The following is a 24,879-nucleotide window of genomic DNA, read 5'->3' on the forward strand; positions in this document are numbered from 1 at the left end:
ATCCGGTGGTTCTGTATGGAAGGGCCATCGCTCAACGGATAAAAGGTACTCCGGGGATAACAGGCTGATACCGCCCAAGAGTTCATATCGACGGCGGTGTTTGGCACCTCGATGTCGGCTCATCACATCCTGGGGCTGTAGTCGGTCCCAAGGGTATGGCTGTTCGCCATTTAAAGTGGTACGCGAGCTGGGTTCAGAACGTCGTGAGACAGTTCGGTCCCTATCTGCCATGGGCGTTGGAGATTTGAGAGGGGCTGCTCCTAGTACGAGAGGACCGGAGTGGACGAACCTCTGGTGTTCCGGTTGTCACGCCAGTGGCATTGCCGGGTAGCTATGTTCGGAAGCGATAACCGCTGAAAGCATCTAAGCGGGAAGCGCGCCTCAAGATGAGATCTCCCGGGGCACAAGCCCCCTGAAGGAACCATGTAGACTACGTGGTTGATAGGTCAGGTGTGTAAGTACAGCAATGTATTGAGCTAACTGATACTAATGATCCGTGCGGCTTGACCATATAACCTCAAGTTGCCTTGGCTTTACGACAACGTCGTAAGAGCATCCAAGTGCACGCTACGTCACAAGAACTATGCGAGGCTGGCGCCTTGTCCCTAAGGGACGAGTGCGACTCTCCAAAAGCCTCCCTGGTGAAATTAGCGCTGTGGAACCACCCGATCCCATCCCGAACTCGGAAGTGAAACGCAGCTGCGCCGATGGTAGTGTGGCTCAAGCCATGCGAGAGTAGGTCATCGCCAGGGTTTACACCCAAAACCCCGCTGCTTGCGCAGCGGGGTTTTTCTTATTAAGTGAAGGCACTGCATTTTCCGGGTACCTTCCGCCCCACGGGCAAGATCGCGATGCTGGCGCTGCAAGCGCTGCTGCAACCGTCTCCCTGGTGAAATTAGCGCTGTGGAACCACCCGATCCCATCCCGAACTCGGAAGTGAAACGCAGCTGCGCCGATGGTAGTGTGGCTCAAGCCATGCGAGAGTAGGTCATCGCCAGGGTTTACACCCAAAACCCCGCTGCTTGCGCAGCGGGGTTTTTCTTTGTGCTCAGGAAATGTCGGTAGTGCCGGCCGCTGGCCGGCAGGCCCGTTGATGAAACCGCCGCGAACGGCGGCGCCAACCAAGGTTGGCACCCACCCATGGCGGAGCGCACAAAAAAAAAGCGGCACCCTTGTGGGCGCCGCTTTGCGCTCGACAATGTTCAGTCGAGCATCGCTCGACTCTACTTGGCCGGCGCCTTGTCCTTCATCATCGCGTCGCGGGCCGCCTTGAACGGGTTGCCCTCGTACCAGTTCGGCCAACGATCACCGCCGGCCAGTTCCTTGCCGACGCCGTACATCAACTGCAGGTCTTCGACGGTGCCGTCCAGCTTCCAGGTGGCCGCGTCGAACTCGTCCTTCGGGCCATGGTAGCGGTTGGCACCGTAGTCGGCGGCGGCCTTGCGGCCCGCCTCCACGCCGCCCTCGCGCAGGTCCTCGCCGCCATCGGCATACAGGGCCGGCACGCCGGCCTTGGCGAAGTTGAAGTGGTCCGAACGGAAGTAGAAGCCACTCTGCACCGAGGTCTCACCGTGCAGGGTGCGGTCCTGGGCGGCGGCCAGCGGCTTGAGGATGTCTTCCAGCTCCGAGCTGCCGAAACCGGTCACGGTCACGTCCTTGGCGCGGCCCGCCACCGACATCGCGTCGATGTTGATCACGCCGGCAATCTTGTCCAGCGGGAAGGTCGGGTGCGCGACGTAGTACTTCGAACCGAGCAGGCCCGACTCTTCCAGGGTCACGGCCAGGAACACCACCGAGCGCTCCGGCTTCGGCTGCTGGTGGGCCATCGCTTCGGCCACCTCGAGGATGCCGGCCACGCCGGTCGCGTTGTCGACCGCACCGTTGTAGATGTTGTCGCCGGTCTCACCCTCGTGCTTGCCCAGGTGGTCCCAGTGCGCCATGTACAGCACGGCCTCGTCGGCACGCTTGCTGCCCGGCAGCACGCCCACCACGTTGCGCGACTGCTTCTGCGCGATCCGGCTCTTCAGATCAACCGCCGCAGTAGCCTTCAGCGGCACCGGCTTGAAGCCGCGCTTGCTGGCGTCCTTGTAGGCCTGCGCCAGATCCAGGCCGGCACCGGCGAACAACGTCTTGGCGGCCTCCGCGCTCAGCCAGCCCTGCACCGGGATACGGGCTTCCGGATCATCCTTGGCGGGCAGGTCGTACTGCGGGCCGGCCCAGGAGTTCTTCACCACATCCCAGCCATAGGAGGCGCCCGCGGTGTCGTGCACGATCAGCGCGGCGGCGGCGCCCTTGCGTGCGGCCTCTTCGAACTTGTAGGTCCAGCGGCCGTAGTAGGTCATGCGCTTGCCGTCGAACAGCTTGTCGTCATCGACGTGGAAGCCGGGGTCGTTGACGAACATGACAACCGTCTTGCCCTTCCAGTCCTGGCCGGCGTAGTCGTTCCACTTCTGCTCCGGTGCATCGACGCCGTAGCCGACGAACACCAGGTCGCTGGCATCGACCTTCACCTCGGCTTGGCCGGTACGCGTGCCGACCACCATGTCGGTGCCGAACTTCAGCTCGGTGGTCTTGCCGCCCTGGGTGATCTTCAGCACGGTCGATTCGTCGGCCGTGGTTTCGGTCATCGGCACATCCTGGAACCAGCTGTCGCCGTTGCCGGGCTGCAGGCCGATGCGCTGCATCTGGTCGCGGATGTAGTTGACCGTCAGCTCTTCGCCCTTGCTGCCCGGGGCGCGGCCTTCGAACTCATCCGAGGCCAGGGTCTTGACCATCTCGGCAAAGTCGCCGGCATTGATGTCCGGCGAGAACGAATGGGCGGCGGGCTTGGCGGCCGCAGTGTCGGTGGCTGGCGCGGCGGCCGGCGTATCTTCGCCTTTGCAGGCACTGAGCGCGGCCGCGGCGGCCAGGCACAGGAGGAGTTTGCGGGGCATCGTCGATTCCTGGGTAACAAAGGGTGGCCGTACGTTGTGCACGACCGGTTGGGCGAGGATCACCGGACCGAACGGCGCGGTGGCTCAGTCCGCCGGGGCGGTTTCGGTGTCGAACGGGATCGGTTCGGCGCCGGTGACCGGCCCGATGCGGGCGCTGCGGTGCACGTACAGCACCACCTCGCGTTCGAACTGCAGGGGGCCATTGACCACGGCATTGGGGCCGATGATCACGCGCGGCTTGCGGCTGGCAGTCAGCGAGACGCTGAAATTGGGCTTGCGGACGTGCACACCGCCGTTGACCTGCGAGCCGATCCCCACGGTGATGTCACCGTTGACGGTCTCCACATCCTTGCCGACGCGGCTTTCGACCAGGCCGATGCCACCGTTCACGGTTTCAACGCCGCCTTCGATCTGGCTGCCACGGTCGCTGAAGATGCTGCCGTTGACCGTGCTGACGCTGCCATGCGCAATGACTTCGCGGCCCAGGCGCACGCCGCCGTTGACTGTCTCGATCTTGCCGGTGCGTGCGCGGTCGGCCACTTTCACCCCGCCGTTGACGGTATCGATACTGCTGGTTTCCGCGCCTTCGCCAACGCGGATACCGCCGTTGACCGTATCCAGCTTGCCGTAGCGCTGGCCGGGTTCGGCGCTGATGCTGCCGTTGACCTTGCTGATGTTGTCCTGGGCGCCGGCCGGGCCGGCCGCGAGCAGGACGCCCAACAGCAGCGGAATGGAAAGAGTTTTCATGGGGACCTCGATGGATGTGCGGCTGGCAGGCCGCGTGCGGAGATGTCACCATTCCCCGGTAGCCCCCGCAACTGCCTGAAGTCACTGGAAAGCCCTTGCGCGACAACGCCTTCCCATCACGCCGACATCACATCGCCGCTGCCCGCGGCGGGCGCTGCCTGCTGTTGGCGCTGGCGATCGCGCTGGCCCTGCCACTGCCCGCCGCGGCGCAGACCACCCGTGAGACCGAGCGCAAGCTGCAGAAGCTGCGCACCGAACTGAAAGGCGTGGCGCAGGAGCGTCGTCAAATCGAAGGCCAGCGCGGGCAGGCGTCACAGCAACTGCGCGAGGCCGACGAGAAGGTGGCCCGCAGCGGACGCGCGCTTGCGCAGACCGAGACCGCACTGCGTGAGCAGAGCCGTGCCCTGGCCGAAGCCGAGCAGCGCCGCAGCAGCCTGCAGAACAACCTGGCCCAGCAGCACCGCGAACTGGCCGGCCTGCTGCGCGCGGCCTATCAGCTGGGCAACCACGCACCGCTGAAGCTGCTGCTGTCGCAGGACACCGTGGCCGATGCCAACCGTGCCCTGGCCTATCACCGCTATCTGCAGCGCGAACGCGCGCAGCGCATCAGCACGCTGACCGCTGACCTGAAGGAACTGGAAGCCCTGCAAGCGCAGATCGCCGAACGCCAGCAGAAGCTGCAGGGCGCGCAGCGTGACCAGAAGCAGCAGGCGGCCACCCTGGCGGCCGATCGTCGTGATCGGGCGCAGACCGTGGCCTCGCTGGACGAACGCTTCAAGGACCAGCGCGAAAAGGAACAAGCGCTGGGCCAGGATGCAAAGGCGCTGGAAACGCTGCTGGCCAATCTGCGCGCCGCCGCAGCCCGCGCCGAAGCCGAGCGTCGTGCCGCCGCGCGCCGCGCCGCTGCCGAGAAAGCCGCCGCCGAGAAGGCCGCACGCCAGGCCAAGGCGGAAGGCCGCCCGCCACCGCCGACCAAGGTGCCGCCTGCGGTGGCCTCGGCGCCGGCACCGAAGGTGGGCGGACTGGGCTGGCCGTTGTCGGGCAATCTGCTGGCCCGCTACGGCGGCAAGCTGCCCGACGGGCGCACCAGCAGCGGCGTGCTGATCGGCGCGCCGGCCGGCAGCACCGTCACCGCCGTGGCCGATGGCACGGTGGTGTTCTCCGACTGGATGACCGGTTACGGCATGATCCTGATCGTCGACCACGGCAACGGCTACATGAGCCTGTACGCACACAACGACACCCTGCTGAAGGATGCCGGCGCACGGGTCAGCCGCGGCGATGCGGTGGCCAAGGTCGGCAATTCCGGCGGCCAGGGCGTCACCGCGTTGTACTTCGAGCTGCGCCGTGGCGGGCAGCCGGTCAATCCGGACAGCTGGCTGCAGCGGCGCTGAATCCGGCGCCGTCGCGTGACGGGCGGATTCAACGGGAATTTAGCTGTGCTTCGCGCATAATCGGCGCATGTGCCTTGGGCACGATGCCACCGTCGACAGGAGTGATCCATGCGCGCAGCCCGTACCGCCACCCTCTTGCTGGCCCTGTTGCCAGCGCTGTCCTGGGCGCAGCAGACCGCGCCCGCCCCGAGCCAGGAAACCAGTGGGCAGGCAGCGAACAGCGAGGAGGCGGTGACCTCGAAGGTGCCGCTGGAGGAAATCCGCCGTTTCGTGGCCGTGTACAACGCGGTGCGCGCCGCCTACGTCGATCCGGTGGACGACAAGAAGCTGATGCAGTCAGCGGTACGTGGCCTGCTGCTCGACCTCGATCCGCACAGCACCTACTTCAACAAGGAAGACGCGCAGGCCTTCGACGAGCAGGCCAACGGCGCTTACGAGGGTATCGGCGTGGAGCTGCAGCAGCAGCCGGACAACGCCAGCATGAAGGTGATTTCGCCGATCGACGACACGCCGGCAGCCAAGGCCGGCATCCTCGCCGGTGACCTGATCATCGCCATCGACGGCAAGCCGATCAGCGCGATCGACGCCAGCGAACCGCTGCGTGGCCCGGCCGGCAGCAAGGTGGTGCTGACCATCGTGCGCGACGGCAAGCCGAAGCCGTTCGACGTCAGCCTCACCCGCCAGACCATCCGCGTGACCAGCGTGCGCAGCCGCCTGCTGGAGCCGGGGTATGGCTACATCCGCCTGAGCACCTTCCAGGCCGATACCGGTTCGGACTTCCAGAAGCACGTGCAGCAGCTGCAGAAGCAGTCCGGTGGCCAGCTCAAGGGCCTGGTGCTGGACCTGCGCAGCAACCCGGGTGGCCTGCTGACCGCCGCGGTGCAGGTGGCCGATGATCTGCTCGACAAGGGCAACATCGTCAGCACCCGCGGCCGCATCAGCATCAGCGACGCACGGTTCGACGCGACCCCCGGCGACCTGCTGAAGGGCGCACCGGTGGTGGTGCTGGCCGACGCCGGTTCGGCCAGCGCCTCGGAAGTGCTGGCCGGCGCGCTGCGCGACAACAAGCGCGCCCGCGTGGTCGGCAGCCGCACCTTCGGCAAAGGTTCGGTGCAGACCGTGCTGCCGCTGGACAACGGGGATTCGGTGAAGCTGACCACCGCGCGCTATTACACGCCCAGCGGCAAGTCGATCCAGGCCACCGGCATCGTGCCGGACGTTGAATTGAAACCCGCTGCCACACCGGCCGAGGATGCACTGCCGGCCAGCCTCAGCGACTACAGCGAAGCGACCCTGCCGGGCCACCTGCGCGGCGACGATGAAGGCACCGAGGGCTACCACGCCGGTGCCGTGCTGCCGGGCGATGGCCCGATCAACGATGCGCTGGCCGAACTCAAGAACCCGGGTTCGGTGGCGGCACGCTTGAAGGCCGAAGCCGCCAAGGCGGAGGCGGCCAAGGCCGCGAAGGCCGCTGCGGCGAAGCCCGAAGCGAAGCCGGAGCAGAAAGTCGAACCGAAGGCGGACAGCACGCCGGAAGCCAAGCCCGCGCCGGTCCCGGCCAAGCCTTGATTCTGTAGAGTCGAGCCATGCTCGACTGATCTACGAGCGGGTGAGCGTGGAGCCGGCCAGCGGCCGGCACTACCCGGGGTCAGAATCCGTGGCGCTTGCGCAGCCGGCGCGCGATGGCCGCGCGCACGTAGACCCCGTACAGCAGGCCGAACACGAAGCCGCCGATGTGCGCCCACCAGGCCACCATGCCGAAGCTGGGGCCGATGTGCGCGAACACCACCTGCAGTGCGGCCCACACGCCGATCAGCAGGTAGGCCGGGGCGCGCACGAACTCCAGGAACAGGCCGAGCGGGATCACCACGCCCAGGCGGGCGCCGGGGAACAGGGCCAGGTAGGCGCCGATCAGCGCCGAGACCGCGCCGCTGGCGCCGATGATGATCTGGTCCGGGCTGCCCATGGTGTAGATCGCCACCAGGTTGGACACCGCGCCGCCGACCAGGAACAGCAGCAGCAACCGCCACGGCCCCAGCACGCGCTCGGCGGGCAGGCCGAAGATCAGCAGGAACACCAGGTTGCCCAGCAGGTGTGACCAGTCCGCGTGCAGGAACAGGGCGGTGAACAGGCGCAGCACGCTGCCGTCCTGCAGGGTCGCCCACCAGTCCAGCGGGTGGGTCAGCCCGGTGGACAGGGCGCCCCAGTCCAGCCAGAGGCTGCCGCGGGCATCGTCCGGGCGCGAGATCGACCACAGGAACGCCAGCCACAATGCCGCAAACAGCACGGGCGTGGCCCAGCGCAGGGCCGCCTTCTTGCGCGACGGGAGGGAGACGAACATGGCATTAGCCTAGCGTGCGGGCGCTTGTGGCGGGGATGGTCCTGTTCAGCTTTTGAGACGAAAAAACCGCCGGCGCTGTTATTGTTTCATTAACAGCTCTGGGTAATACTCGCATACGGCGTCGTATGTCGGGAGGGGAATCCGGCGCGCTCCGAAGGGCCCCAGGGCCGGCCGGGCGCAGGCGCACTCAGAGCACCATCACCGCTTACCGGAGAGAGAACTACGATGCAAACCGCTTCCACCATTGCCCGTTTGACCCTGCTGGCCGTCGGCGTTGCCGGTGCGCTGGCCGCCGCCGATGCCAACGCCGCCGCCTTCCAGTTGAAGGAAAACAGTGCCAAGGGCCTCGGCCGTGCGTTCGCCGGCTCCGGCAGCGCCGAGGGCGACGCCTCCATCATCGCCGTCAACCCGGCCGGCATGCGTCAGCTGGACGGCACCCTGATCCAGGGTGACCTGAGCGCCATCAGCTTCAAGGCCGAGTTCAAGGGCCAGGGTCGCAAGCCGACCGGCGCCGCGCAGACCGGCGGTGACGGCGGCGACGCTGGCATGATCGCCCCGGTTCCGGCCGCGTACTTCCACATGCCGATCGGCGAGAAGGCCCACTTCGGTGTGTCGCTGACTGCTCCGTTTGGTTTCAAGACCGAGTACGACAATGGTTGGGTGGGTCGCTACAGCGGCCTGAAGACCGACCTGAAGGCCATCGATCTTGGCTTTGCCGCATCCTATGACGTCAACCCGTACGTCTCGTTCGGCGCGTCGGTGTTCGTTGAACACCTGACCATCGAGCTCAGCAACAACATCGACTTCGGTACTGCGTTGGCCCAGGCCCGCGTGCCGGGCTACGCCCCGGGCAGCGCCGATGGCAAGCTGACCGTTGAAGGTGACAACAATGCCGTGGGCTGGACGGTCGGTGGCCTGTTCTCGATCGATGAGAACACCCACATCGGCCTGAGCTATCGCTCCAAGGTCACGCACAAGATCACCGGCGGCGATGCCACCTTCCTGATGCCGAATGACAATGGCCGCACCGCGACCATCCTGGGTCAGACCCAGCCGGGCCAGTTCGTCAGCACCAGTGGCAAGGCAACCGTGAAGCTGCCGGCGTCGGCGACCCTGAGCGTGACGCACAAGGTCAACGATCGCTGGACCGTGATGGGTGACGTCACCCGCACCGCTTGGTCGACCGCATTCGACTCTGTCACCATCGACTATGCTTCGGCCCAGAAGGACTCTGTGCTGGACTTCGGCTATCGCGATACCACCTTCGTGTCGCTGGGTGCGGACTACAAGCTGAGCGATACCGTCACCCTGCGCGGTGGTGTCGCGCTGGACCAGACCCCGACCACCGACGCTCATCGTGACGTCCGCGTGCCGGATACCAGCCGCAAGTGGCTGTCGCTGGGCGTGGGCTGGACCCCGTCGGCGAACACCGAATACAACTTCGGCTACACCCACCTGTTCACCAGCGACCCGAACGTGAACATCCAGCCGACCACCAACAATCAGGGCAACTCGCTGGCTGGCAAGTACAAGGTCCGTGGCGACGTGCTGGCTGCTTCGTTCCAGTACAAGTTCTGATCCAGGCGTTCGCCTGAAGCAGGACACGGAGGGCCCCGCGCAAGCGGGGCCTTTCCTTTTTCATGGCGTGCCCTCCCTGCAGGGCGCGGATCCATGACAATAGGGCGATGAACCTGTCCGACCCGAACTTCCAGCTGGAGCTGGCTGCCAACATCGCCGTCGCCGGCTCGATCCTGCTGGCCGGCCGCAACAACGTGCACACCTGGTGGCTGGGCATCGTCGGCTGTGCACTGTTCGCAGCAGTGTTCGAACGCTCGCATCTGTACGCGGACATGGTGCTGCAGTTCTTCTTCATCGCCATCAGCGTGCTGGGCTGGTGGCAGTGGCTGCGTGGCGACCATGGTTCGCCGCTGCCGATCACCGCGCTGCGCCCGCGTGCGTGGGCCTGGCTGGCGCCGTTGGCGGTGGTGGCCACCTTCGGTTATGGCTGGATGTTGACCCGCCTGACCAACGCCTACGCGCCGTACATCGATTCGGCGGTGCTGGTGCTGAGCGTGATCGCGCAGATCCTGATGATGCGGCGCAAGCTGGAATCGTGGTGGGTGTGGCTGCTGGTGAACACCGTGGCGGTGCCGCTGTACTACAGCCGTGGCCTGCACCTGACCTCGATCCTGTATGTCGGCTTCTGGATCAACGCGCTGGTGGCGCTGCGCCATTGGCGCAACCTGATGCGCGAGGAAGCACGTTGAGCAACAAAAAACCCCGCTTTCGCGGGGTTTTTCGTTTTACTGCATCAACCGGGCGATCAGTCGCCCAGGGTCAGCAGCGAGGCGTTGCCGCCCGCGGCGGTGGTGTTCACCGTCACCGTCTTCTCGGTGGCGAAGCGCAGCAGGTAGTGCGGGCCACCGGCCTTCGGGCCGGTGCCGGACAGGCCCTGGCCGCCGAACGGCTGCACGCCGACCACCGCACCGATCTGGTTGCGGTTGACGTAGACGTTGCCGACGTGGACACCGTTGCTGATGCGATCAACGGTTTCGTCGATGCGCGAATGCACGCCCAGGGTCAGGCCGTAGCCGGTGGCGTTGATCTGATCGATCACCGCGTCGAGCTGGTCGCCCTTCCAGCGGATCACGTGCAGCACCGGCCCGAAGATTTCCTTGTGCAGCTGGCCCAGGTCCTTCAGCTCATACGCGCGCGGTGCGAAGAAGGTGCCATTGACGGCTTCTGCGGACAGCTCGGCGGCGGCGATCAGGCGTGCTTCGCGGTCCATGCGCACGGCGTGGTCCTGCAGGATCTTCAGTGCATCGGCGTCGATCACCGGGCCGACGTCGGTGGACAGCAGGCCCGGGTTGCCGACCTTCAGTTCCTTCATCGCACCGGCCAGCATGGTCATCACCTTGTCGGCGATGTCGTCCTGCACGAACAGCACGCGCGCGGCCGAGCAACGCTGGCCGGCGGAGGTGAAGGCCGAACCGATGGCGTCCTTGACCAGCTGTTCCGGCAGCGCCGAGGAGTCGGCGATGAAGGCGTTCTGGCCACCGGTCTCGGCGATCAGCACGCCGATGGCGGCGTCACGGGCGGCCATCGCGCGGTTGATCGCACGGGCGGTGTCGGTGGAGCCGGTGAAGGCCACGCCGGCCACGCGCGGGTCGGCGGTCAGCGCGGCACCGACGGTGGCACCGTCGCCCGGCAGGAACTGCACCACCTCGGCCGGCACGCCGGCGTCGTGCAGCAGCTTCACTGCGTAGTAGCCGATCAGGTTGGTCTGTTCGGCCGGCTTGGCGATGACGCTGTTGCCGGCGGCCAGAGCGGCAGCGACCTGGCCCAGGAAGATCGCCAGCGGGAAGTTCCACGGGCTGATGCAGACGAACACGCCACGGCCGTGCAGCTGCAGCTCGTTGGATTCACCGGTCGGGCTCGGCAGCTTCTCGGCGTGGCTGAACTGCTCGCGCGCCTGCTTGGCGTAGTAACGCAGGAAGTCCACCGCTTCGCGCACTTCGGCGATGCTGTCGGGCAGGCTCTTGCCGGCTTCCTTCACGCACAGCGCCATGAACTCCGGCATGCGCGCTTCCAGCTGGTCGGCGGCGTGCTCGAGGATGGCGGCGCGGCTGGCGGCCGGGGTGCGGTTCCAGGCCGGCTGCGCGGCCACGGCGTTGGCGAGGGCCTTCTGCACGGTGGCGGCATCGGCGGCCAGCCACTGGCCGACCACTTCGCGGGTGTCGGCCGGGTTGGTCACCGGCAGCGCGGCGCCGGCCGGGTTCGCACCCGGTACCAGCGGGGCGGCCTGCCAGGGCTTCACGGCCGCGTTGATCTGCTCGGCCAGGGCGCGCAGTTCGTTGTCGTTGGCGAGGTTGGCGCCCATGGAGTTCTTCCTGTCGTGGTTCTGGCTGCGCAGCAGGTCAACCGGCAGCGGGATCTTCGGGTGGGGGATCGAGGCGAACGAGGCGACCATCTCGACCGGATCGCGGATCAGGTCGGCGATCGGCACGCGTTCGTCAGTGATGCGGTTGACGAAGCTGGAGTTGGCGCCGTTTTCCAGCAGGCGGCGCACCAGGTACGGCAGCAGGTCTTCATGCGAACCGACCGGCGCATACACGCGGCAGGGAAGGCCGAGGCGGTCGGCCGGCACCACTTCGGCGTACAGGTCGTCGCCCATGCCGTGCAGCTTCTGGTGCTCGTACACGCCACCGTTGGCGATGCTGCGCACCGCGGCGATGGTGTGCGCGTTGTGCGTGGCGAACATCGGGTAGATCGCGTCGGCATGGGTGAACAGGCGCTTGGCGCAGGCCAGGTAGGACACGTCGGTGTTCTGCTTGCGGGTGAACACCGGGTAGCCCGGGTAGCCTTCGATCTGCGCGCGCTTGATCTCGGCATCCCAGTAGGCGCCCTTGACCAGGCGCACCTGCAGGCGACGACCGGCGCGGCGCGCCATGTCGGCCAGGTGGTCGATCGTGTACGGCGTGCGCTTCTGGTAGGCCTGCACGACCACGCCGAAGCCATCCCAGCCGGCCAGCGAGGCATCGCCGAACACCTGTTCGATGATGTCCAGCGACAGTTCCAGGCGGTCGGATTCTTCGGCGTCGACGGTGCAGCCGATGCCGTAGCTCTTGGCCAGCTGCGCCAGTTCCAGCACGCCCGGCACCAGGTCCTTCAGCACGCGCTCGCGCTTGGCGTGCTCGTAGCGCGGGTACAGCGCCGACAGCTTGATCGAGATGCCCGGGGCGTTGTTGACGTCACCGTCCGGACGGCCGCCGCGTGCCTTGTGATCGCCGCCGATGGCGTGGATCGCACGACGGTAGTCTTCCAGGTAGCGCAGCGCGTCCTTCATGGTCAGCGCGCCTTCGCCCAGCATGTCGAAGGAGTAGCGGTAGTCTGCGTTGTCACCCTTGTGCGAACGCGACAGCGCTTCGCTGATCGTGCGGCCCATGACGAACTGGTGGCCCATGATCTTCATCGCCTGGCGCACGGCCAGGCGCACCACCGGCTCACCGACGCGGCCGACCAAGCGCTTGAACGCGCTGGGCGCGTCGGCGCGGGTGGCGTCGTTCATCTGCACCAGCTTGCCGGTCAGCATCAGGCCCCAGGTGGAGGCGTTGACCAGCACCGAGTCGCTGCCGCCCAGGTGCTTTTCCCAGTCGGCGTCGGCCAGCTTGTCGCGGATCAGCTTGTCGGCGGTGTCCTGGTCCGGAATGCGCAGCAGCGCCTCGGCCACGCACATCAGCAGCACGCCTTCCTCGCTGCCCAGGTCGTACTGGCGCATGAAGGCTTCGATCGCGCCCTGGTCCTTGGCGCGCACGCGCACCCGGCCGACCAGATCGGCGGCCAGGGCCTGCACCCTGGCCTGCTCCTCGGCGGGCAGGCGGGCCTGCGCCAGAAGATCGCGCACGTGGCTGGCCTCGTCCTTCAACCAGGCATCGGTGATGGCCTGGCGGAACGGGTTGGGGGACGCCGGCAGTTCCGGCGACAGCAGCGCGCCGGGACGCGGGGCGTCGCTGGCGGCAGGGGAGGAGGAGGGTGCGTTCATGCCGGTCCGGCCAGTGGAAAACTTGGCGATTTTAATCATTTTTCCGGGTTCCGGAAGTGCCCCGCAGCTCCCTTCGTGAAGTGCTGATAGCCCCTAGCTGCGGTGGATTCAGCGTGTTCAGCAGGCTCGGCAATATTTGTGCTGAATTCGTCATTCGGGCCGCCGACCTCATGCTGTGTTGCAGCATGGGAAAAAGTGTGAATGCACCCTTGCTACCGGCGAGAGGGCGGGGCTACCATCGAGACGTTTCCCGCGGCAGGAACGCGGTTGCGACATGATCGAGGTGCTTCCAGCTCCGGATGGGTCAGGTACGCAGCTGCGGCTGCGTCCCCCACGGGCGCTCGATGCCCGGCAGTTCGTCCTGTTGTTCACCGTGTTGTCGGGTGCGATGTGGCTGGTGTCCGCCCTCGGGTGGTTGGCCGGCAATGCATTCGCCCCCCTGTTCGCGCTGCTGTACAGCCTGGTGCTGGCGGCGGCGCTGCGTGCCTTGTGGCGCAGCGGAGAACGGCAGGAGGAGATCCGGGTAGTGCCGGCGTACGTGGAGGTCATCCCCGTACCCGGTGGATCGCCGGTGTTCCGGGCCCACCCCCACTGGGTGCGCCTGCTCACCGACGATGAGAGGGTCCGGCTGGCATCCAGCGGCCGGCAGGTGGAGGTGGGGAGTTTCCTCGCGCCGGCCGAACGTCAGACGCTTGCAGAGACACTTGAAAGCTTGCTCGCCGCCAGCGGTGGCGGCAACCGACGACGCTAAGGGTCTAGGCAATGAAGCAAAGCAGCAGGTGGGGCACGAAGTGCGTTGCAGCGGTCGCCGCCACGGTGGCCGGGGGACTGGTTCCGGCATTGGCATGGGCCCAGGCGGCCGATCCCAAGCCGTGGCAGCTGAACATGGGCAAGGGGGTGACCCAGACCTCGCGCCTGGCCTGGGAGTCGAACAACCTGTCGTTGATCATCTGTACGGTGATCGGCGTCATCGTGTTCGGTGCGATGGCCTACGCCATCTTCAAGTTCCGCAAATCCAAGGGCGCGGTCGCCGCCACCTTCAGCCACAACACCAAGGCCGAGGTGATCTGGACGGTGATCCCGGTGATCATCCTGATCGTGATGGCATGGCCGGCCACGGCCAACCTGATCAAGATGTACGACACCCGCGATGCCGAGATGACGGTGAAGGTCACCGGCTACCAGTGGATGTGGAAGTACGAATACCTCGGCGAGAACGTCACCTTCACCAGCCGCCTGGACCGTGAGTCCGACCGCGTGCGGCAGAGCGGCATCGTGCCGACCCGCGAGAGCCACCCGCACTACCTGCTGGACGTGGACAACCGGCTGGTGCTGCCGGTGGATACCAAGGTGCGCTTCGTCATCACCTCCGATGACGTGATCCATGCCTGGTGGGTGCCGGCGCTGGGCTGGAAGCAGGACGCCATCCCCGGCTTCATCAACGAGGCCTGGACCAGCATCGAGCAGCCCGGCGTGTACCGCGGCCAGTGCGCCGAGCTGTGCGGCAAGGACCATGGCTTCATGCCGATCGTGGTCGAGGCGGTGTCCAAGGAAGACTTCAAGCAGTGGCTGGCGCAGCGCAAGCCGGCGCCACCGGCCGCGCCTGCAACGCCTGCGGCACCGGCAGAACCCGCGGCGCCGGCCGGTGAGGCGCCTGCCGCCCCCGCTGCGGCGGACGCCGCCAGCGCCCCTGCCACCGCAGCCAGCGGCGCGTGATGTAAAGCCCGCGGCCGCCTGCGGCTGCGGTGACAACCGATTCTGAGAGGTGTTTTGCAATGGCGCACTCGGCAGTTGGGCACGACGATCACCATCACCAGCAGAGTTTCTTCGAGCGTTGGTTCTTCTCGACCAACCACAAGGACATCGGCACGCTGTACCTGGGCTTCAGCTTCATCATGTTCATCATCGGTGCGGCGATGAGCGTGGTGATCCGCGCCGAGCTGGCGCAGCCGGGCCTGCAGTTCGTCAAGCCCGAGTTCTTCAACCAGATGACCACCGTGCATGCGCTGGTGATGATCTTCGGCGGCGTGATGCCGGCCTTTGTCGGCCTGGCCAACTGGATGATCCCGTTGCAGATCGGTGCGCCGGACATGGCGCTGCCGCGCATGAACAACTGGTCGTTCTGGCTGCTGCCGGTGGCCTTCAGCCTGCTGCTGCTGACCCTGTTCCTGCCCGGTGGCGCGCCGGCCGGTGGCTGGACGCTGTACCCGCCGCTGTCGCTGCAGGGTGGCTACAACGTGGCCTTCAGCGTGTTCGCGATCCACGTGGCCGGTATCAGTTCGATCATGGGCGCGATCAACATCATCGCCACCGTGCTGAACATGCGCGCGCCGGGCATCGACCTGCTGAAGATGCCGATCTTCTGTTGGGCCTGGCTGATCACCGCGTTCCTGCTGATCGCGGTGATGCCGGTACTGGCCGGTGCGGTGACCATGCTGTTGACCGACAAGTTCTTCGGTACCAGCTTCTTCAATGCCGCCGGTGGCGGTGACCCGGTGATGTACCAGCACATCTTCTGGTTCTTCGGGCACCCCGAGGTCTACATCATGATCCTGCCCGCCTTCGGCGTGGTCAGCGAGATCATCCCGACCTTCAGCCGCAAGCCGCTGTTCGGCTACCAGGCGATGGTATACGCCACCGCCGCGATCGCGTTCCTGTCGTTCATCGTCTGGGCCCACCACATGTTCACTGTGGGCATGCCGCTGGGCGGCGAGATCTACTTCATGTTCGCCACCATGCTGATCTCGATCCCGACCGGCGTGAAGGTGTTCAACTGGGTCAGCACCATGTGGCGTGGCTCGCTGACGTTCGAGGCGCCGATGCTGTGGTCGGTGGCCTTCGTCATCCTGTTCACCATCGGCGGCTTCTCCGGCCTGATGCTGGCCATCGTGGCGGCGGACTTCCAGTACCACGACACCTACTTCGTGGTCGCGCACTTCCACTACGTGCTGGTGACCGGCGCGGTGTTCGCGCTGATCGCCGCGGTGTACTACTGGTGGCCGAAGTGGACCGGGCGCATGTACAGCGAGAAGTGGGCCAAGGTGCACTTCTGGTGGTCGATCGTGTTCGTCAACCTGCTGTTCTTCCCGCAGCACTTCCTCGGCCTGGCCGGCATGCCGCGCCGCATTCCCGACTACAGCGTGGCCTTCGCCGACTGGAACCTGATCAGCTCGATCGGTGCGTTCGGCATGTTCGTCACCCCGTTCATGATGGCGGCGATCCTGCTGTCCTCGCTGCGCAACGGTGAAAAGGCCGAGGCGCGCAGCTGGGAAGGTGCGCGTGGCCTGGAATGGACGCTGCCGTCGCCGGCACCGGCGCACACCTTCACCACACCGCCGACCATCCGCCCGGGCGACCTGGCGCATGACGACATCACGCATTGAGGTGGGTCATGCATAACGAGAGCCCGCTTCCGATCGGTAGAGTCGAGCAAGGCTCGGCTGATGCCTTGGGTAGAGTCGAGCCATGCTCGACTGACGAAAAGCAGCCGAGCATGGCTCGGCTCTACAACAGCGAAGAGCAGCCGACCAGCGGTCGGCTCTACCAGAGCGGAAGCGTCGAACAGCAGCGCCAGCGTGCCAAGCGTACCGCTGCCTGGGTCGGCGCCATCGCCGTGCTGGTCTACGTCGGCTTCATCCTCAGCGGGGTGATCGGCCGATGAGCGACGCACCGGCCAGCACCCCGTCACGCAGCGCCGGGCTGCCGCGCCTGATCGGCGTGGCGGTAGCGGTGTTCCTGCTGACGTTCTCGCTGGTGCCGTTGTACCGCATCGCCTGCGAGAAGGTGTTCGGCGTGCGCCTGGAGCGTGGCCCCGGCAGCGAGGCCAGCGCGGGCGCGGTGGCCGGCAAGCGTACCGTGCGCGTCGAGTTCGATGGCGGCGTCAATTCGCGCCTGCCATGGTCGTTCCATCCCGAGCAGCTGACCATGGACGTGGTGCCCGGCGAGCTCAACGAAGCGCTGTACTTTGCCCGCAACGACAGCACGCAGGCCGTGGTGGGAAGTGCCGTGCCTTCGGTGGCACCGGCGCGCGCGTCGGGATTCTTCAGCAAGACCGAGTGCTTCTGCTTCACCGCGCAGACGCTGCAGGCCGGCGAGAAGCGCGACATGCCGGTACGTTTCATCGTCGATCCGGACCTGCCGCCGGAGATCAGGACGATCACCTTGTCCTACACCTTCTACCGCAACGACGCGTTGTCCGATCGGCTGGCCCCGGCCGCCACTTCGGAAGGCGCGCACGCCGCACCCTGACCCGGATACCGACATGGCCCAGACACCGACCGACGCCAACGTGTACTTCGTCCCGGCCCAGAGCAAATGGCCGTTCGTGGGCTCCATCGCGATGATGGTGACCATGGTCGGCGTGGCCAGCTGGCTCAACGATGCCAGCTGGGGACGCTGGACGTTCTACATCGGCATCGCGATGCTGGTGCTGACCCTGTTCTGGTGGTTCAGCGACGTGGTGCGCGAATCGCAGGCCGGCAACTACAACCGCCAGGTCGACGGCTCGTTCCGGATGGGCATGGTCTGGTTCATCTTCTCCGAAGTGATGTTCTTCGGCGCCTTCTTCGGCGCGCTGTTCTACACCCGCAATCTCGGCCTGTCGTGGCTGAGCGGCGAAGGCCGCGGGGTGATGACCAACGAGCTGCTCTGGCAGGGCTATTCCGCTGGATGGCCGACCAATGGTCCTGCGGCGATCGGTGGTGCGTTCCAGACCATCCCGGCCTGGGGCCTGCCGCTGATCAACACGCTGATCCTGCTCACTTCCGGCGTGACCCTGACCATCGCCCATCACGCACTGAAGGCCGGCAACCGCCGCCAGCTGCTGATCTGGCTGGGCCTGACCGTTGTGCTCGGTCTCGGCTTCCTGACCCTGCAGGCAGAGGAATACATCCACGCCTACAAGGAACTGAACCTGACGCTGGGCTCGGGCATCTACGGGTCGACGTTCTTCATGCTGACCGGCTTCCACGGCGCGCACGTGCTGCTGGGCACGATCATGCTGATCGTGATGTGGCTGCGTTCGGCCAAGGGCCACTTCACCCGCGACAACCATTTCGGTTTCGAAGCCGCCGCGTGGTACTGGCACTTCGTCGACGTGGTGTGGCTGATGCTGTTCCTGTTCGTCTACGTGCTCTGACCACGCGCGGATCGGTGGGGTCAGCCACCGATGCCGTGCGGTTTGATCCAGCCCATGTAGATGCTCACGATCACCAGTACGATCAAGGCCACCGACACCGCGATGCGGCGGGTCAGTGCGTTGACCGTGCGCTTGGTCTGGCCGCGGTCGACCAGCAGGTAATACAGGCCGGCGCCCAGATTCCAGACGATGACGATCAGAAACGCGATTACCAGCAGGGTCTTCAGCGAATCACTCATGCGCGGCTCGAGGGCAGGGTGGATGCGCCTATCTGACCGCGTTTGCGCGGACTTGTCATGATGCGCCAGCACACGCGCGTGATCGGATGGCTGCTGGCGGTGCTGGCGATGGCCGGTTTCAGCGCATTGGGACTGTGGCAGCTGCAGCGCATGCATGCCAAACAGGCAATGTTGGATGCGCAGGGTCCAGCAGTGGCACAGGCGTTGCCATTGGCGCAGGCACTCGCGGCGCCCGGTGCGCTGCACGGCGTGGCCGACCACGGCCGCTTCCTGCCCGGCGTGGTGCTGCTGGACAACCAGACCCGGCATGGCCGCGCCGGAGTGAAGATCTATCGCCCGTTCCGCAGTGACGACGGCAGTGTGCTGCTGGTGGATCTCGGTTGGCGCGCGTTGCCACCGGATCGCAGCTTGCCGGATCTGCCTGCACCGCCTTCGCCGGTAGCCGTGCGTGGCTTGCTGGCGCCGCCGCCGTCGGCGGGGTTGGCGTTGGGGCCGGCGTTCTCCGCGACGGGTGAGGCCGGGCGCTGGCTGGCCAGCCGGCTGCCCGCCGAAGGCCTGGCCCGCGCGCTGGGGCTGCAGGCGCTACCCGACCGCGTGCTGCGCCTGGACCCGGCGCTGCCATTCGGCGATGAGCGCGACCTGGACCTGCTGCCGAACACGCTGCCGCCGCAGCGCCACCTGGGCTACGCCGTGCAGTGGTTCGGGCTGGCCCTGACCGTGCTGGTGGTCGCGCTGGTGCTGGAGCGGCGCAGGAGACGCCCCATCGCCCGGTAGTGCCGGCCGCTGGCCGGCATCCCCCGGAATCCTGGATGTCGGCCAGCGGCCGGATCTACCGGGGTACCGCACCCGCATCCCTTTCCCAACCGTGAGAAAATGCCCCGCATGAACACTGCTACGTCCCCGCAGGCGCGCGGCTCCGGCCGCCGGACCCTGGTACTGCTGTTTGCCGTGTTCTTCGGGGCGGTGGCGCTGGCCGCCGTGCTGCGTTTCTCGGGCTGGCAGCCGACCGGGCACCGCAATGCCGGCCAGCTGCTGAAGCCACCGGTGGACCTGCGCCAGCAGGCGCCGACCCTGGCCAGCGGCCAGCCTTACCCATGGAATCCCGAGGCCCGTACCTGGCGCCTGCTGGTGGCCCCGGCCGGCGCCTGCGATGCACAGTGCGTCACTTTGTCGCAGGGGCTGGGCAAGGTGTGGCAGCTGTTCGGCCATAACGCCGATAATGTCGAGATCCTGTGGCTGGGTACGCCACCGGCGTCGATCGCCTCGCTGCCCGCGCTGCGGCCGCTGGCTCCGTCGCCAGCCCTGCGCGCGGCGTTGCCGGGCGTCGATGATCCGGCGGGACTGCCGGTCTACGTGATCGATCCGAACGGCTTCGTGATCATGCGCCATGCCCCGGGTTCCGACCTCGGTGGCCTGCGCAAGGACATGGCCACGTTGCTGAAACTGAAGTGAGTCCCGTTTGATGAGCCTTTCCGCGCGTCCGGCGCTGCACCGCAATTTCCACCGCCTGGCGTGGTTCGCCATGATCATGACCGCGAGCACGATCATGTTCGGCGCCTTCGTTCGCCTGTCCGATGCCGGCCTGAGCTGCCCGGACTGGCCGACCTGCTACGGACAGGCCACCTGGCCGCAGCACGTGGAAGAGACCATCGGCCACCCGGCGGCGGAGATCCGCCCGCTGGAGACCCACAAGGCCTGGCGTGAACAGGTGCATCGCTTCCTGGCCGGTGCGCTGGGCATCGAGATCCTGACCCTGGCCCTGCTGGCCACGCGCAAGCGCCGCTTCGGAAGCACGGCGGTGGTGACCGCCTGCGTACTGGTGGCCGCCGGCATACCGCTGTACATGATGGGCTGGCATGGCACCGCCAGCATCCTGGCGCTGATCGGCGAGGCGATCCTGCTGATCGCCGCGCTGCGCTGGAGCAACATCGACCTGGCGCGCGCTGCACTGCTGACCCTGGCGGTGGTGATCTTCCAGGCCCTGCTGGGCATGTGGACGGTAACCCTGCTGCTCAAGCCCATCGTGGTGATGGGCCACCTGCTGGGCGGCATGCTGATGTTCGGCCTGCTGGTGTGGATGGCCTGGCGCGCGACGCACATGCCGATCACCCTGGCCGAAGCGCCGAAGCTGAAGTGGCTGCTGCGCATCGGCGTGGCCGTGCTGGTCACCCAGATCGCACTGGGTGGCTGGGTCAGCGCCAACTATGCCGCACTTGCATGCGGCGGCGGCAGCGCCTCGCTGGACAACTTCCCGCGTTGCGCCAACCAATGGTGGCCGCAGCACAACTTCGTCGAAGGCTTCACCCTGTGGCGTGGCATCGGCGTGGACTACGAAGGCGGCGTGCTGGACGGCGCGTCGCGCATCGCCATCCAGATGGCGCACCGCATGTTCGCGGTGGTGGTGGCCGTCTACCTGCTGTGGCTGGGCGTGCGCCTGTTCCGGTTGCCGAGCATGCGTGGCTGGGCCAGCGCGCTGATCGCGCTGCTGGTGCTGCAGGTCACCCTCGGCATCCTCAATGTAAAGCTGGCGCTGCCGCTGGAAGTGGCGGTGGCCCACAACGGCGTGGCCGTTGCCCTGTTGTTCGTGCTGGTCAGCCTGCTGGCCCGCCTGCGTGCCCCGGACTGATTCCATGTTTTCCAATTACCGCCAGTACTGGGACCTGACCAAGCCCAAGGTCGTCGCCCTGATCGTCTTCACCGCGTTGGTCGGCATGGTCCTGGCCATCCCCGGCGTGCCCAGCTGGGAGCAGGTGCGCGCCGGCCTGCTCGGCTTCCTCGGCATCTGGCTGGCGGCCTCGGCGGCCGCAGCGATCAACCAGCTGCTGGACGCGCACATCGATGCGCAGATGGCGCGCACTTCGTGGCGCCCGCTGGTGGTGGGCAAGGTCAAGCCGTGGCAGGTGCTGGTGTTTGCCGGCGTGCTGATCGTGCTGTCGATGGCCATCCTGGTGCTGTGGGTGAACCTGATCACCGCGGTGCTGACCTTTGCCTCGCTGATCGGCTACGCGGTGATCTACACCGTGTACCTCAAGCGTGCGACCTCGCAGAACATCGTGATCGGTGGCCTGGCCGGCGCGATGCCGCCGATGCTGGGCTGGGCGGCGGTGACCGGCATGCAGGGCTCGTCGGACTGGGCGTATTCGTCGCTGCTGGTGCTGATCATCTTCATCTGGACGCCGCCGCACTTCTGGGCGCTGGCGATCTTCCGCCGCGAGGACTACGCCAAGGCCGAGATCCCGATGCTGCCGGTGACCCACGGCGTGGTGCACACCCGCAAGCAGATCATGGCCTACTCGGTGGTGCTGGCGCTGGTCTGCCTGCTGCCGTACCTGGTGGGCATGAGCGGTGCGTTCTACCTGGGCGGCGCGATCGTGCTCAACGCCGTGTTCCTCTGGTACGCCTGGCGCATGCTGGACCCGCCGGACGAGCTGTTCTCGATGAAGATGTTCCATTACTCCATCGTGTACCTGATGGCGCTGTTCGCCTTCCTGCTGGTCGATCACTGGATCCTGCCCTGGCTGTAAGGGGCTGCCCTTTGTAGAGTCGAGCCATGCTCGACTCAGGCCCGATCTGAGGGCGGCAGCACCCACGCATGGCGTGGATCACCTTGAACCGCGGTTGCTGCGTCGCCATTGCTGTTCCTGACCCCAAGGAAAGGAACGAGCAGGGATGCATTCGATCTTCCGCTGGACCGCTGCGCTGCTGCTGGCGTTGGGCATGGCCCTCAGTGCGCATGCCGACGACACCGCTGCGCAGATCCGCCAGCACGCCGGTGACCACCGCCTGCTGGTACTGGGCGAGTTCCACGGCACCCGCGAGACACCGCTCCTGGTGCGCCCGTTGGTGGACGACTACAGTCGTAACGGCCCGATCCTGCTGGCACTGGAACTGCCGCGCGGCGAAAACCCCACGCTGCGTGATTACCTGGCTTCCGATGGCGGGGCCGCAGCACGCCAGCGCCTGCACGGCCGCGCGTTCTGGACCGTGCGCGACGACCAGCACGATGGTCGTCGCAGCCGCGACATGCTGGCGATGATCGAAGGCCTGCGCGCGCTGAAAGCGCAGGGGCGCGCGATCGAGGTGGTCGGCTACGACGTCAATCACAGTGACGGCGGCAGCCAGGCCCGCGATGACCGCATGGCCGCCGAACTGCGACGCCTGTACCGGCGCTTGCCTGAAGGCGCACGCATGGTCGTGCTGACCGGCAACGTGCACGCCATGCTGCAGCGCCCGGCCGATGCCCCGCCGGAGATGCAGACCCAGCCGATGGCATCGGCACTGCGCGACCTGGATATCTACAGCGTGCGGCTGGAAGCGTTGCGCGGTCACTTCTGGGGATGCATGGATCGCTGCAAGGCACTGGCCCTGCTCGAACGGCCAGCGCGTGCGCCGGAGGTCAACACCCATGCCGGCCGCGAGTACGACCTGTGGGTGTGGATGCAGCAGCTGAGCGTTGGCACGCTGCTGGAACCGTGATGGATACCAGTAGATCCACGCCATGCGTGGATGGTAGCCCGCGGAACCCGGTGCATTCAGTGTCGGCTTCTGCCCCCGAGGGCCGCCATTTCGCCCGTTGACCAGGCCGCCACGCGTTAGGGTTTTGCCGCGCTTTCAGCTTCCTGCGCGCGATGGGTCACAGATGCAAACTCATTCAACAAGCCGGTTGATCCAGGCCAGATATACAGGTGTTGCGGGATGACTCGCAATTCTCTGGAGCAAGGCGGTCGTGATGAAGTTTCCTCTGCTGTGCGGTGCCTTCGTGGTGATCGCCGTGAATGCACCTGCACCTGCACCGGATGAAGAGGCGGGCGCAGTCGGGCAATGGCTGCAGCAACGCGTCATGCAGGCGGCTGCACAGGCGAGCACGTCGCCTGCGGGCAGCTACCGTGTCGTGCGGTTGGCAGACCTGGATGCGCCCGAAGAAGTGAAGCAGCAGCTTCGCGCTGACATCGAACGATCCAACGGTGTCGTGCAGGCTGCAGCAGGGAACATCCCCTCACAGGCTGAAATGCTGGCGGCCGTGCCCCGCACTCAGCGTTCGGCGTCGGAACTGCGCCAGCGCCTGCCGCAGCCCCCCAGCAGCCTGGAAGCCAGCGTCCTGGGTCCGGCCGAGCTGATAGGGATGGAGCCCAGTGGCGCGCTGGAGGGAGGCAGGTCTTCGGGACTGAGCCGTTTCTTCCAGTTGGAAGGTGTCGGCGTCGTGGAATTCAGCGAGAACAACTTCGTCGCCGCGGGCACGCATATCGAGGTCATCGCCGAGGCACAGAACACAACGGTGAAAGGCGCGCCCGCGCACGTGAAGAAGAGCGCGGACAGTGCTGGCCGTACCCGCGTCGAGCTTGCCTGGACAGGAGACAGCAAGACCTACAGCTTGATCGCCACCGGCGAACGGGGGAGCGACGTGGAGCGCAACGCGCGAGTGCTGCACGACATCGCTGCGGATATTGTGGATTAGCGGCGCCGCGAGAGTCATCCACGCATGGCGTGGATCTACTATGGATGCACGCCATGCGCGGATGCGTGTTCCGGCAACAACCCGCGCGCCCGGTCAGGGCGCGCGCTTGGCATACCGCTGCGCGATCACGCCGCAGACGATCAGCTGGATCTGGTGGTAGATCATCACCGGCAGCACGATCGCGCCCAGGCTGCCGCCGGCGAACAGCACCTTGGCGATGGGCACGCCGGTGGCCAGGCTCTTCTTCGAACCGCAGAACACGATGGCGATTTCGTCTTCGCGGTTGAAGCGCAGGCGGCGGGCGATGAAGGTGATCAGCGGCATGGCGATGCCCAGCAGCACGGCGGCAACCACCGCTACGGCCAGCAGCGAGAGCAGCGGCGTCTTGCTCCACAGGCCCTCGGTGACGGCTTCGCCGAACGCCGAGTACACCACCAGCAGGATCGTGGCCTGATCGGTGTAGCGCAGCAGCGCGCGCTGCCTCTCGACCCAGCCGGCGATCCACGGCCGCAGCAGGTGGCCGGCCACGAACGGCACCAGCAACTGCAGCATGATGCCGCCGATGGCATGCAGCGGATCGTGGATGCCGCCGGAGGTGCCGGCCAGTGCGGTCAGCAACAGCGGGGTCAGGAACACACCGAGGATGCTCGACAGCGAAGCACTGCACACCGCTGCGGGTACGTTGCCGCGCGCCATCGAAGTGAACGCGATGGACGACTGCACGGTGGAGGGCAGGGTGCACAGGAACAGCACGCCCAGGTACAGCTCAGGGGTCAGCAGCCAGCCGGACAGCGGCTTGAACATCAGCCCCAGCAGCGGGAACAGGATGAAGGTGCAGGCCAGGATGGTCAGGTGCAGCCGCCAGTGCAGCATGCCGCCGATGATCGACTCGCGCGGCAGGCGCGCGCCATGCAGGAAGAACAGCGCGGCGATGGCGACGGTGGTGACATCGTCGAGGACGATGGCGGCGGCGCCCTTCATCGGCAGCAGTGAGGCCAGGCCGACGGTGCACAGCAGGGCGATAGTGAAGTTGTCAGGTCGCAGGCGCGACCACCAGCGGGTCATGGTGGGCAGAGTCCTTGGGACGGAGG

At 66.4% G+C, this 24,879-nt stretch carries 22 protein-coding genes and 3 rRNA genes (1 of these 25 running past the window's edge); 19 read left to right on the forward strand and 6 right to left on the reverse strand.

Annotated elements, in window-relative coordinates; genetic code table 11:
• The 3 genes from K5L94_RS01585 to rrf (K5L94_RS01595) all read left to right on the forward strand — a co-directional run.
• Nucleotides 1-511, forward strand: a 23S ribosomal RNA gene (locus K5L94_RS01585) (it extends 2,367 nt beyond the left edge of the window).
• Between the two features lie 126 nt (nucleotides 512-637).
• Nucleotides 638-752: ribosomal RNA gene (rrf, locus tag K5L94_RS01590) — 5S ribosomal RNA — on the forward strand.
• Nucleotides 753-885: 133 nt separating this feature from the next.
• Nucleotides 886-1,000: ribosomal RNA gene (gene rrf, locus K5L94_RS01595) — 5S ribosomal RNA — on the forward strand.
• A gap of 223 nt (nucleotides 1,001-1,223) precedes the next feature.
• Here rrf (K5L94_RS01595) and K5L94_RS01600 read toward each other — a convergent pair.
• Complete coding sequence (locus K5L94_RS01600) at nucleotides 1,224-2,933, reverse strand: M28 family metallopeptidase (protein WP_053448573.1); 1,710 nt, start codon at nucleotides 2,931-2,933, stop codon at nucleotides 1,224-1,226.
• Nucleotides 2,934-3,017: 84 nt separating this feature from the next.
• Complete coding sequence (locus K5L94_RS01605) at nucleotides 3,018-3,680, reverse strand: DUF4097 family beta strand repeat-containing protein (protein ID WP_053448574.1); 663 nt, start codon at nucleotides 3,678-3,680, stop codon at nucleotides 3,018-3,020.
• A gap of 95 nt (nucleotides 3,681-3,775) precedes the next feature.
• On the opposite strand from K5L94_RS01605, the gene K5L94_RS01610 reads away from it, so the two are divergent.
• Nucleotides 3,776-5,074 (forward strand): murein hydrolase activator EnvC family protein, encoded by a 1,299-nt coding sequence (locus K5L94_RS01610; protein WP_053448575.1) that lies wholly within the window; start codon nucleotides 3,776-3,778, stop codon nucleotides 5,072-5,074.
• A 108-nt stretch (nucleotides 5,075-5,182) separates the two neighbouring features.
• Nucleotides 5,183-6,643, forward strand: coding sequence for a S41 family peptidase (locus K5L94_RS01615; protein ID WP_053448576.1), 1,461 nt, complete (start codon nucleotides 5,183-5,185; stop codon nucleotides 6,641-6,643).
• A 79-nt stretch (nucleotides 6,644-6,722) separates the two neighbouring features.
• On the opposite strand, the gene K5L94_RS01620 is transcribed toward K5L94_RS01615, so the two are convergent.
• Nucleotides 6,723-7,415: a rhomboid family intramembrane serine protease gene (locus tag K5L94_RS01620; RefSeq protein ID WP_004153881.1), complete on the reverse strand. Its 693-nt coding sequence runs from the start codon at nucleotides 7,413-7,415 to the stop codon at nucleotides 6,723-6,725.
• Nucleotides 7,416-7,640: 225 nt separating this feature from the next.
• Between K5L94_RS01620 and K5L94_RS01625 the strand changes: the two genes are divergently transcribed.
• Nucleotides 7,641-8,993 carry an outer membrane protein transport protein gene (locus tag K5L94_RS01625; protein ID WP_053448577.1) on the forward strand — a complete coding sequence of 451 codons (1,353 nt, stop codon included), beginning with the start codon at nucleotides 7,641-7,643 and terminating at the stop codon, nucleotides 8,991-8,993.
• A 107-nt stretch (nucleotides 8,994-9,100) separates the two neighbouring features.
• Nucleotides 9,101-9,682 carry a nicotinamide riboside transporter PnuC gene (gene pnuC, locus K5L94_RS01630; RefSeq protein ID WP_053448578.1) on the forward strand — a complete coding sequence of 194 codons (582 nt, stop codon included), beginning with the start codon at nucleotides 9,101-9,103 and terminating at the stop codon, nucleotides 9,680-9,682.
• Between the two features lie 56 nt (nucleotides 9,683-9,738).
• On the opposite strand, the gene putA is transcribed toward pnuC, so the two are convergent.
• Nucleotides 9,739-12,957 (reverse strand): bifunctional proline dehydrogenase/L-glutamate gamma-semialdehyde dehydrogenase PutA, encoded by a 3,219-nt coding sequence (gene putA, locus K5L94_RS01635; RefSeq protein ID WP_274511867.1) that lies wholly within the window; start codon nucleotides 12,955-12,957, stop codon nucleotides 9,739-9,741.
• Between the two features lie 274 nt (nucleotides 12,958-13,231).
• Between putA and K5L94_RS01640 the strand changes: the two genes are divergently transcribed.
• From K5L94_RS01640 to K5L94_RS01665, 6 genes are read left to right on the forward strand one after another with little or no spacing between them, the layout of a single operon-like run.
• The gene (locus tag K5L94_RS01640) at nucleotides 13,232-13,708 is read left to right on the forward strand and encodes a DUF2244 domain-containing protein (RefSeq protein ID WP_274511868.1); all 477 of its coding nucleotides are present in this window, start codon (nucleotides 13,232-13,234) and stop codon (nucleotides 13,706-13,708) included.
• A gap of 11 nt (nucleotides 13,709-13,719) precedes the next feature.
• The gene (gene coxB / locus K5L94_RS01645) at nucleotides 13,720-14,673 is read left to right on the forward strand and encodes a cytochrome c oxidase subunit II (protein ID WP_180880652.1); all 954 of its coding nucleotides are present in this window, start codon (nucleotides 13,720-13,722) and stop codon (nucleotides 14,671-14,673) included.
• A gap of 59 nt (nucleotides 14,674-14,732) precedes the next feature.
• Nucleotides 14,733-16,340, forward strand: coding sequence for a cytochrome c oxidase subunit I (gene ctaD / locus K5L94_RS01650; protein ID WP_004153896.1), 1,608 nt, complete (start codon nucleotides 14,733-14,735; stop codon nucleotides 16,338-16,340).
• A gap of 8 nt (nucleotides 16,341-16,348) precedes the next feature.
• Nucleotides 16,349-16,618 carry a hypothetical protein gene (locus K5L94_RS21955; protein WP_053448581.1) on the forward strand — a complete coding sequence of 90 codons (270 nt, stop codon included), beginning with the start codon at nucleotides 16,349-16,351 and terminating at the stop codon, nucleotides 16,616-16,618.
• Nucleotides 16,615-17,205, forward strand: coding sequence for a cytochrome c oxidase assembly protein (locus tag K5L94_RS01660; protein ID WP_053448582.1), 591 nt, complete (start codon nucleotides 16,615-16,617; stop codon nucleotides 17,203-17,205). Before K5L94_RS21955 ends, K5L94_RS01660 begins: the two co-directional genes overlap by 4 nt.
• A gap of 13 nt (nucleotides 17,206-17,218) precedes the next feature.
• Nucleotides 17,219-18,094, forward strand: coding sequence for a cytochrome c oxidase subunit 3 (locus tag K5L94_RS01665; RefSeq protein ID WP_049457763.1), 876 nt, complete (start codon nucleotides 17,219-17,221; stop codon nucleotides 18,092-18,094).
• Between the two features lie 20 nt (nucleotides 18,095-18,114).
• Here the strand turns inward: K5L94_RS01665 and K5L94_RS01670 are convergent, their stop codons facing one another.
• On the reverse strand, nucleotides 18,115-18,333 hold the full coding sequence (locus K5L94_RS01670; RefSeq protein ID WP_008264755.1) for a twin transmembrane helix small protein: 219 nt from the start codon (nucleotides 18,331-18,333) through the stop codon (nucleotides 18,115-18,117).
• 57 nt (nucleotides 18,334-18,390) lie between these two features.
• Here K5L94_RS01670 and K5L94_RS01675 point away from each other — a divergent pair, with 57 nt between their 5' ends.
• The 6 genes from K5L94_RS01675 to K5L94_RS01700 all read left to right on the forward strand — a co-directional run bounded on the left by K5L94_RS01675 (nucleotide 18,391) and on the right by K5L94_RS01700 (nucleotide 23,788).
• Nucleotides 18,391-19,107 carry an SURF1 family protein gene (locus tag K5L94_RS01675; protein ID WP_053448583.1) on the forward strand — a complete coding sequence of 239 codons (717 nt, stop codon included), beginning with the start codon at nucleotides 18,391-18,393 and terminating at the stop codon, nucleotides 19,105-19,107.
• Between the two features lie 108 nt (nucleotides 19,108-19,215).
• Nucleotides 19,216-19,785, forward strand: coding sequence for a hypothetical protein (locus K5L94_RS01680; protein WP_040009144.1), 570 nt, complete (start codon nucleotides 19,216-19,218; stop codon nucleotides 19,783-19,785).
• A 10-nt stretch (nucleotides 19,786-19,795) separates the two neighbouring features.
• Entirely contained in the window at nucleotides 19,796-20,959 is a 1,164-nt protein-coding gene (locus K5L94_RS01685; protein WP_004153902.1) for a COX15/CtaA family protein, read from the forward strand.
• A 4-nt stretch (nucleotides 20,960-20,963) separates the two neighbouring features.
• On the forward strand, nucleotides 20,964-21,857 hold the full coding sequence (gene cyoE, locus K5L94_RS01690) for a heme o synthase (protein ID WP_274511869.1): 894 nt from the start codon (nucleotides 20,964-20,966) through the stop codon (nucleotides 21,855-21,857).
• A gap of 145 nt (nucleotides 21,858-22,002) precedes the next feature.
• A complete protein-coding gene (locus K5L94_RS01695) occupies nucleotides 22,003-22,809 on the forward strand; it encodes a TraB/GumN family protein (RefSeq protein ID WP_274511870.1) in 807 nt (268 codons plus the stop codon).
• A 253-nt stretch (nucleotides 22,810-23,062) separates the two neighbouring features.
• Nucleotides 23,063-23,788 (forward strand): hypothetical protein, encoded by a 726-nt coding sequence (locus K5L94_RS01700; RefSeq protein ID WP_274511871.1) that lies wholly within the window; start codon nucleotides 23,063-23,065, stop codon nucleotides 23,786-23,788.
• A 93-nt stretch (nucleotides 23,789-23,881) separates the two neighbouring features.
• Here the strand turns inward: K5L94_RS01700 and K5L94_RS01705 are convergent, their stop codons facing one another.
• Nucleotides 23,882-24,853 (reverse strand): bile acid:sodium symporter family protein, encoded by a 972-nt coding sequence (locus tag K5L94_RS01705; protein WP_053510529.1) that lies wholly within the window; start codon nucleotides 24,851-24,853, stop codon nucleotides 23,882-23,884.
• Between the last annotated feature and the right edge of the window lie 26 nt (nucleotides 24,854-24,879).

Source organism: Stenotrophomonas forensis (assembly GCF_028752115.1).
Lineage (GTDB): Bacteria > Pseudomonadota > Gammaproteobacteria > Xanthomonadales > Xanthomonadaceae > Stenotrophomonas > Stenotrophomonas forensis.

Coding starts and splice junctions, on each gene's coding strand:
- K5L94_RS21955 (WP_053448581.1), top strand. CDS start 16,349: ATGCATAACGAGAGCCCGCTTCCGATCGGTAGAGTCGAGCAAGGCTCG.
- K5L94_RS01625 (WP_053448577.1), top strand. CDS start 7,641: ATGCAAACCGCTTCCACCATTGCCCGTTTGACCCTGCTGGCCGTCGGC.
- K5L94_RS01620 (WP_004153881.1), bottom strand. CDS start 7,415: ATGTTCGTCTCCCTCCCGTCGCGCAAGAAGGCGGCCCTGCGCTGGGCC.
- cyoE (WP_274511869.1), top strand. CDS start 20,964: ATGTTTTCCAATTACCGCCAGTACTGGGACCTGACCAAGCCCAAGGTC.
- K5L94_RS01705 (WP_053510529.1), bottom strand. CDS start 24,853: ATGACCCGCTGGTGGTCGCGCCTGCGACCTGACAACTTCACTATCGCC.
- pnuC (WP_053448578.1), top strand. CDS start 9,101: ATGAACCTGTCCGACCCGAACTTCCAGCTGGAGCTGGCTGCCAACATC.
- K5L94_RS01685 (WP_004153902.1), top strand. CDS start 19,796: ATGAGCCTTTCCGCGCGTCCGGCGCTGCACCGCAATTTCCACCGCCTG.
- K5L94_RS01615 (WP_053448576.1), top strand. CDS start 5,183: ATGCGCGCAGCCCGTACCGCCACCCTCTTGCTGGCCCTGTTGCCAGCG.
- K5L94_RS01660 (WP_053448582.1), top strand. CDS start 16,615: ATGAGCGACGCACCGGCCAGCACCCCGTCACGCAGCGCCGGGCTGCCG.
- K5L94_RS01670 (WP_008264755.1), bottom strand. CDS start 18,333: ATGAGTGATTCGCTGAAGACCCTGCTGGTAATCGCGTTTCTGATCGTC.
- K5L94_RS01695 (WP_274511870.1), top strand. CDS start 22,003: ATGCATTCGATCTTCCGCTGGACCGCTGCGCTGCTGCTGGCGTTGGGC.
- coxB (WP_180880652.1), top strand. CDS start 13,720: ATGAAGCAAAGCAGCAGGTGGGGCACGAAGTGCGTTGCAGCGGTCGCC.
- K5L94_RS01675 (WP_053448583.1), top strand. CDS start 18,391: ATGATGCGCCAGCACACGCGCGTGATCGGATGGCTGCTGGCGGTGCTG.
- K5L94_RS01665 (WP_049457763.1), top strand. CDS start 17,219: ATGGCCCAGACACCGACCGACGCCAACGTGTACTTCGTCCCGGCCCAG.
- K5L94_RS01640 (WP_274511868.1), top strand. CDS start 13,232: ATGATCGAGGTGCTTCCAGCTCCGGATGGGTCAGGTACGCAGCTGCGG.
- K5L94_RS01600 (WP_053448573.1), bottom strand. CDS start 2,933: ATGCCCCGCAAACTCCTCCTGTGCCTGGCCGCCGCGGCCGCGCTCAGT.
- K5L94_RS01700 (WP_274511871.1), top strand. CDS start 23,063: ATGAAGTTTCCTCTGCTGTGCGGTGCCTTCGTGGTGATCGCCGTGAAT.
- putA (WP_274511867.1), bottom strand. CDS start 12,957: ATGAACGCACCCTCCTCCTCCCCTGCCGCCAGCGACGCCCCGCGTCCC.
- ctaD (WP_004153896.1), top strand. CDS start 14,733: ATGGCGCACTCGGCAGTTGGGCACGACGATCACCATCACCAGCAGAGT.
- K5L94_RS01605 (WP_053448574.1), bottom strand. CDS start 3,680: ATGAAAACTCTTTCCATTCCGCTGCTGTTGGGCGTCCTGCTCGCGGCC.
- K5L94_RS01680 (WP_040009144.1), top strand. CDS start 19,216: ATGAACACTGCTACGTCCCCGCAGGCGCGCGGCTCCGGCCGCCGGACC.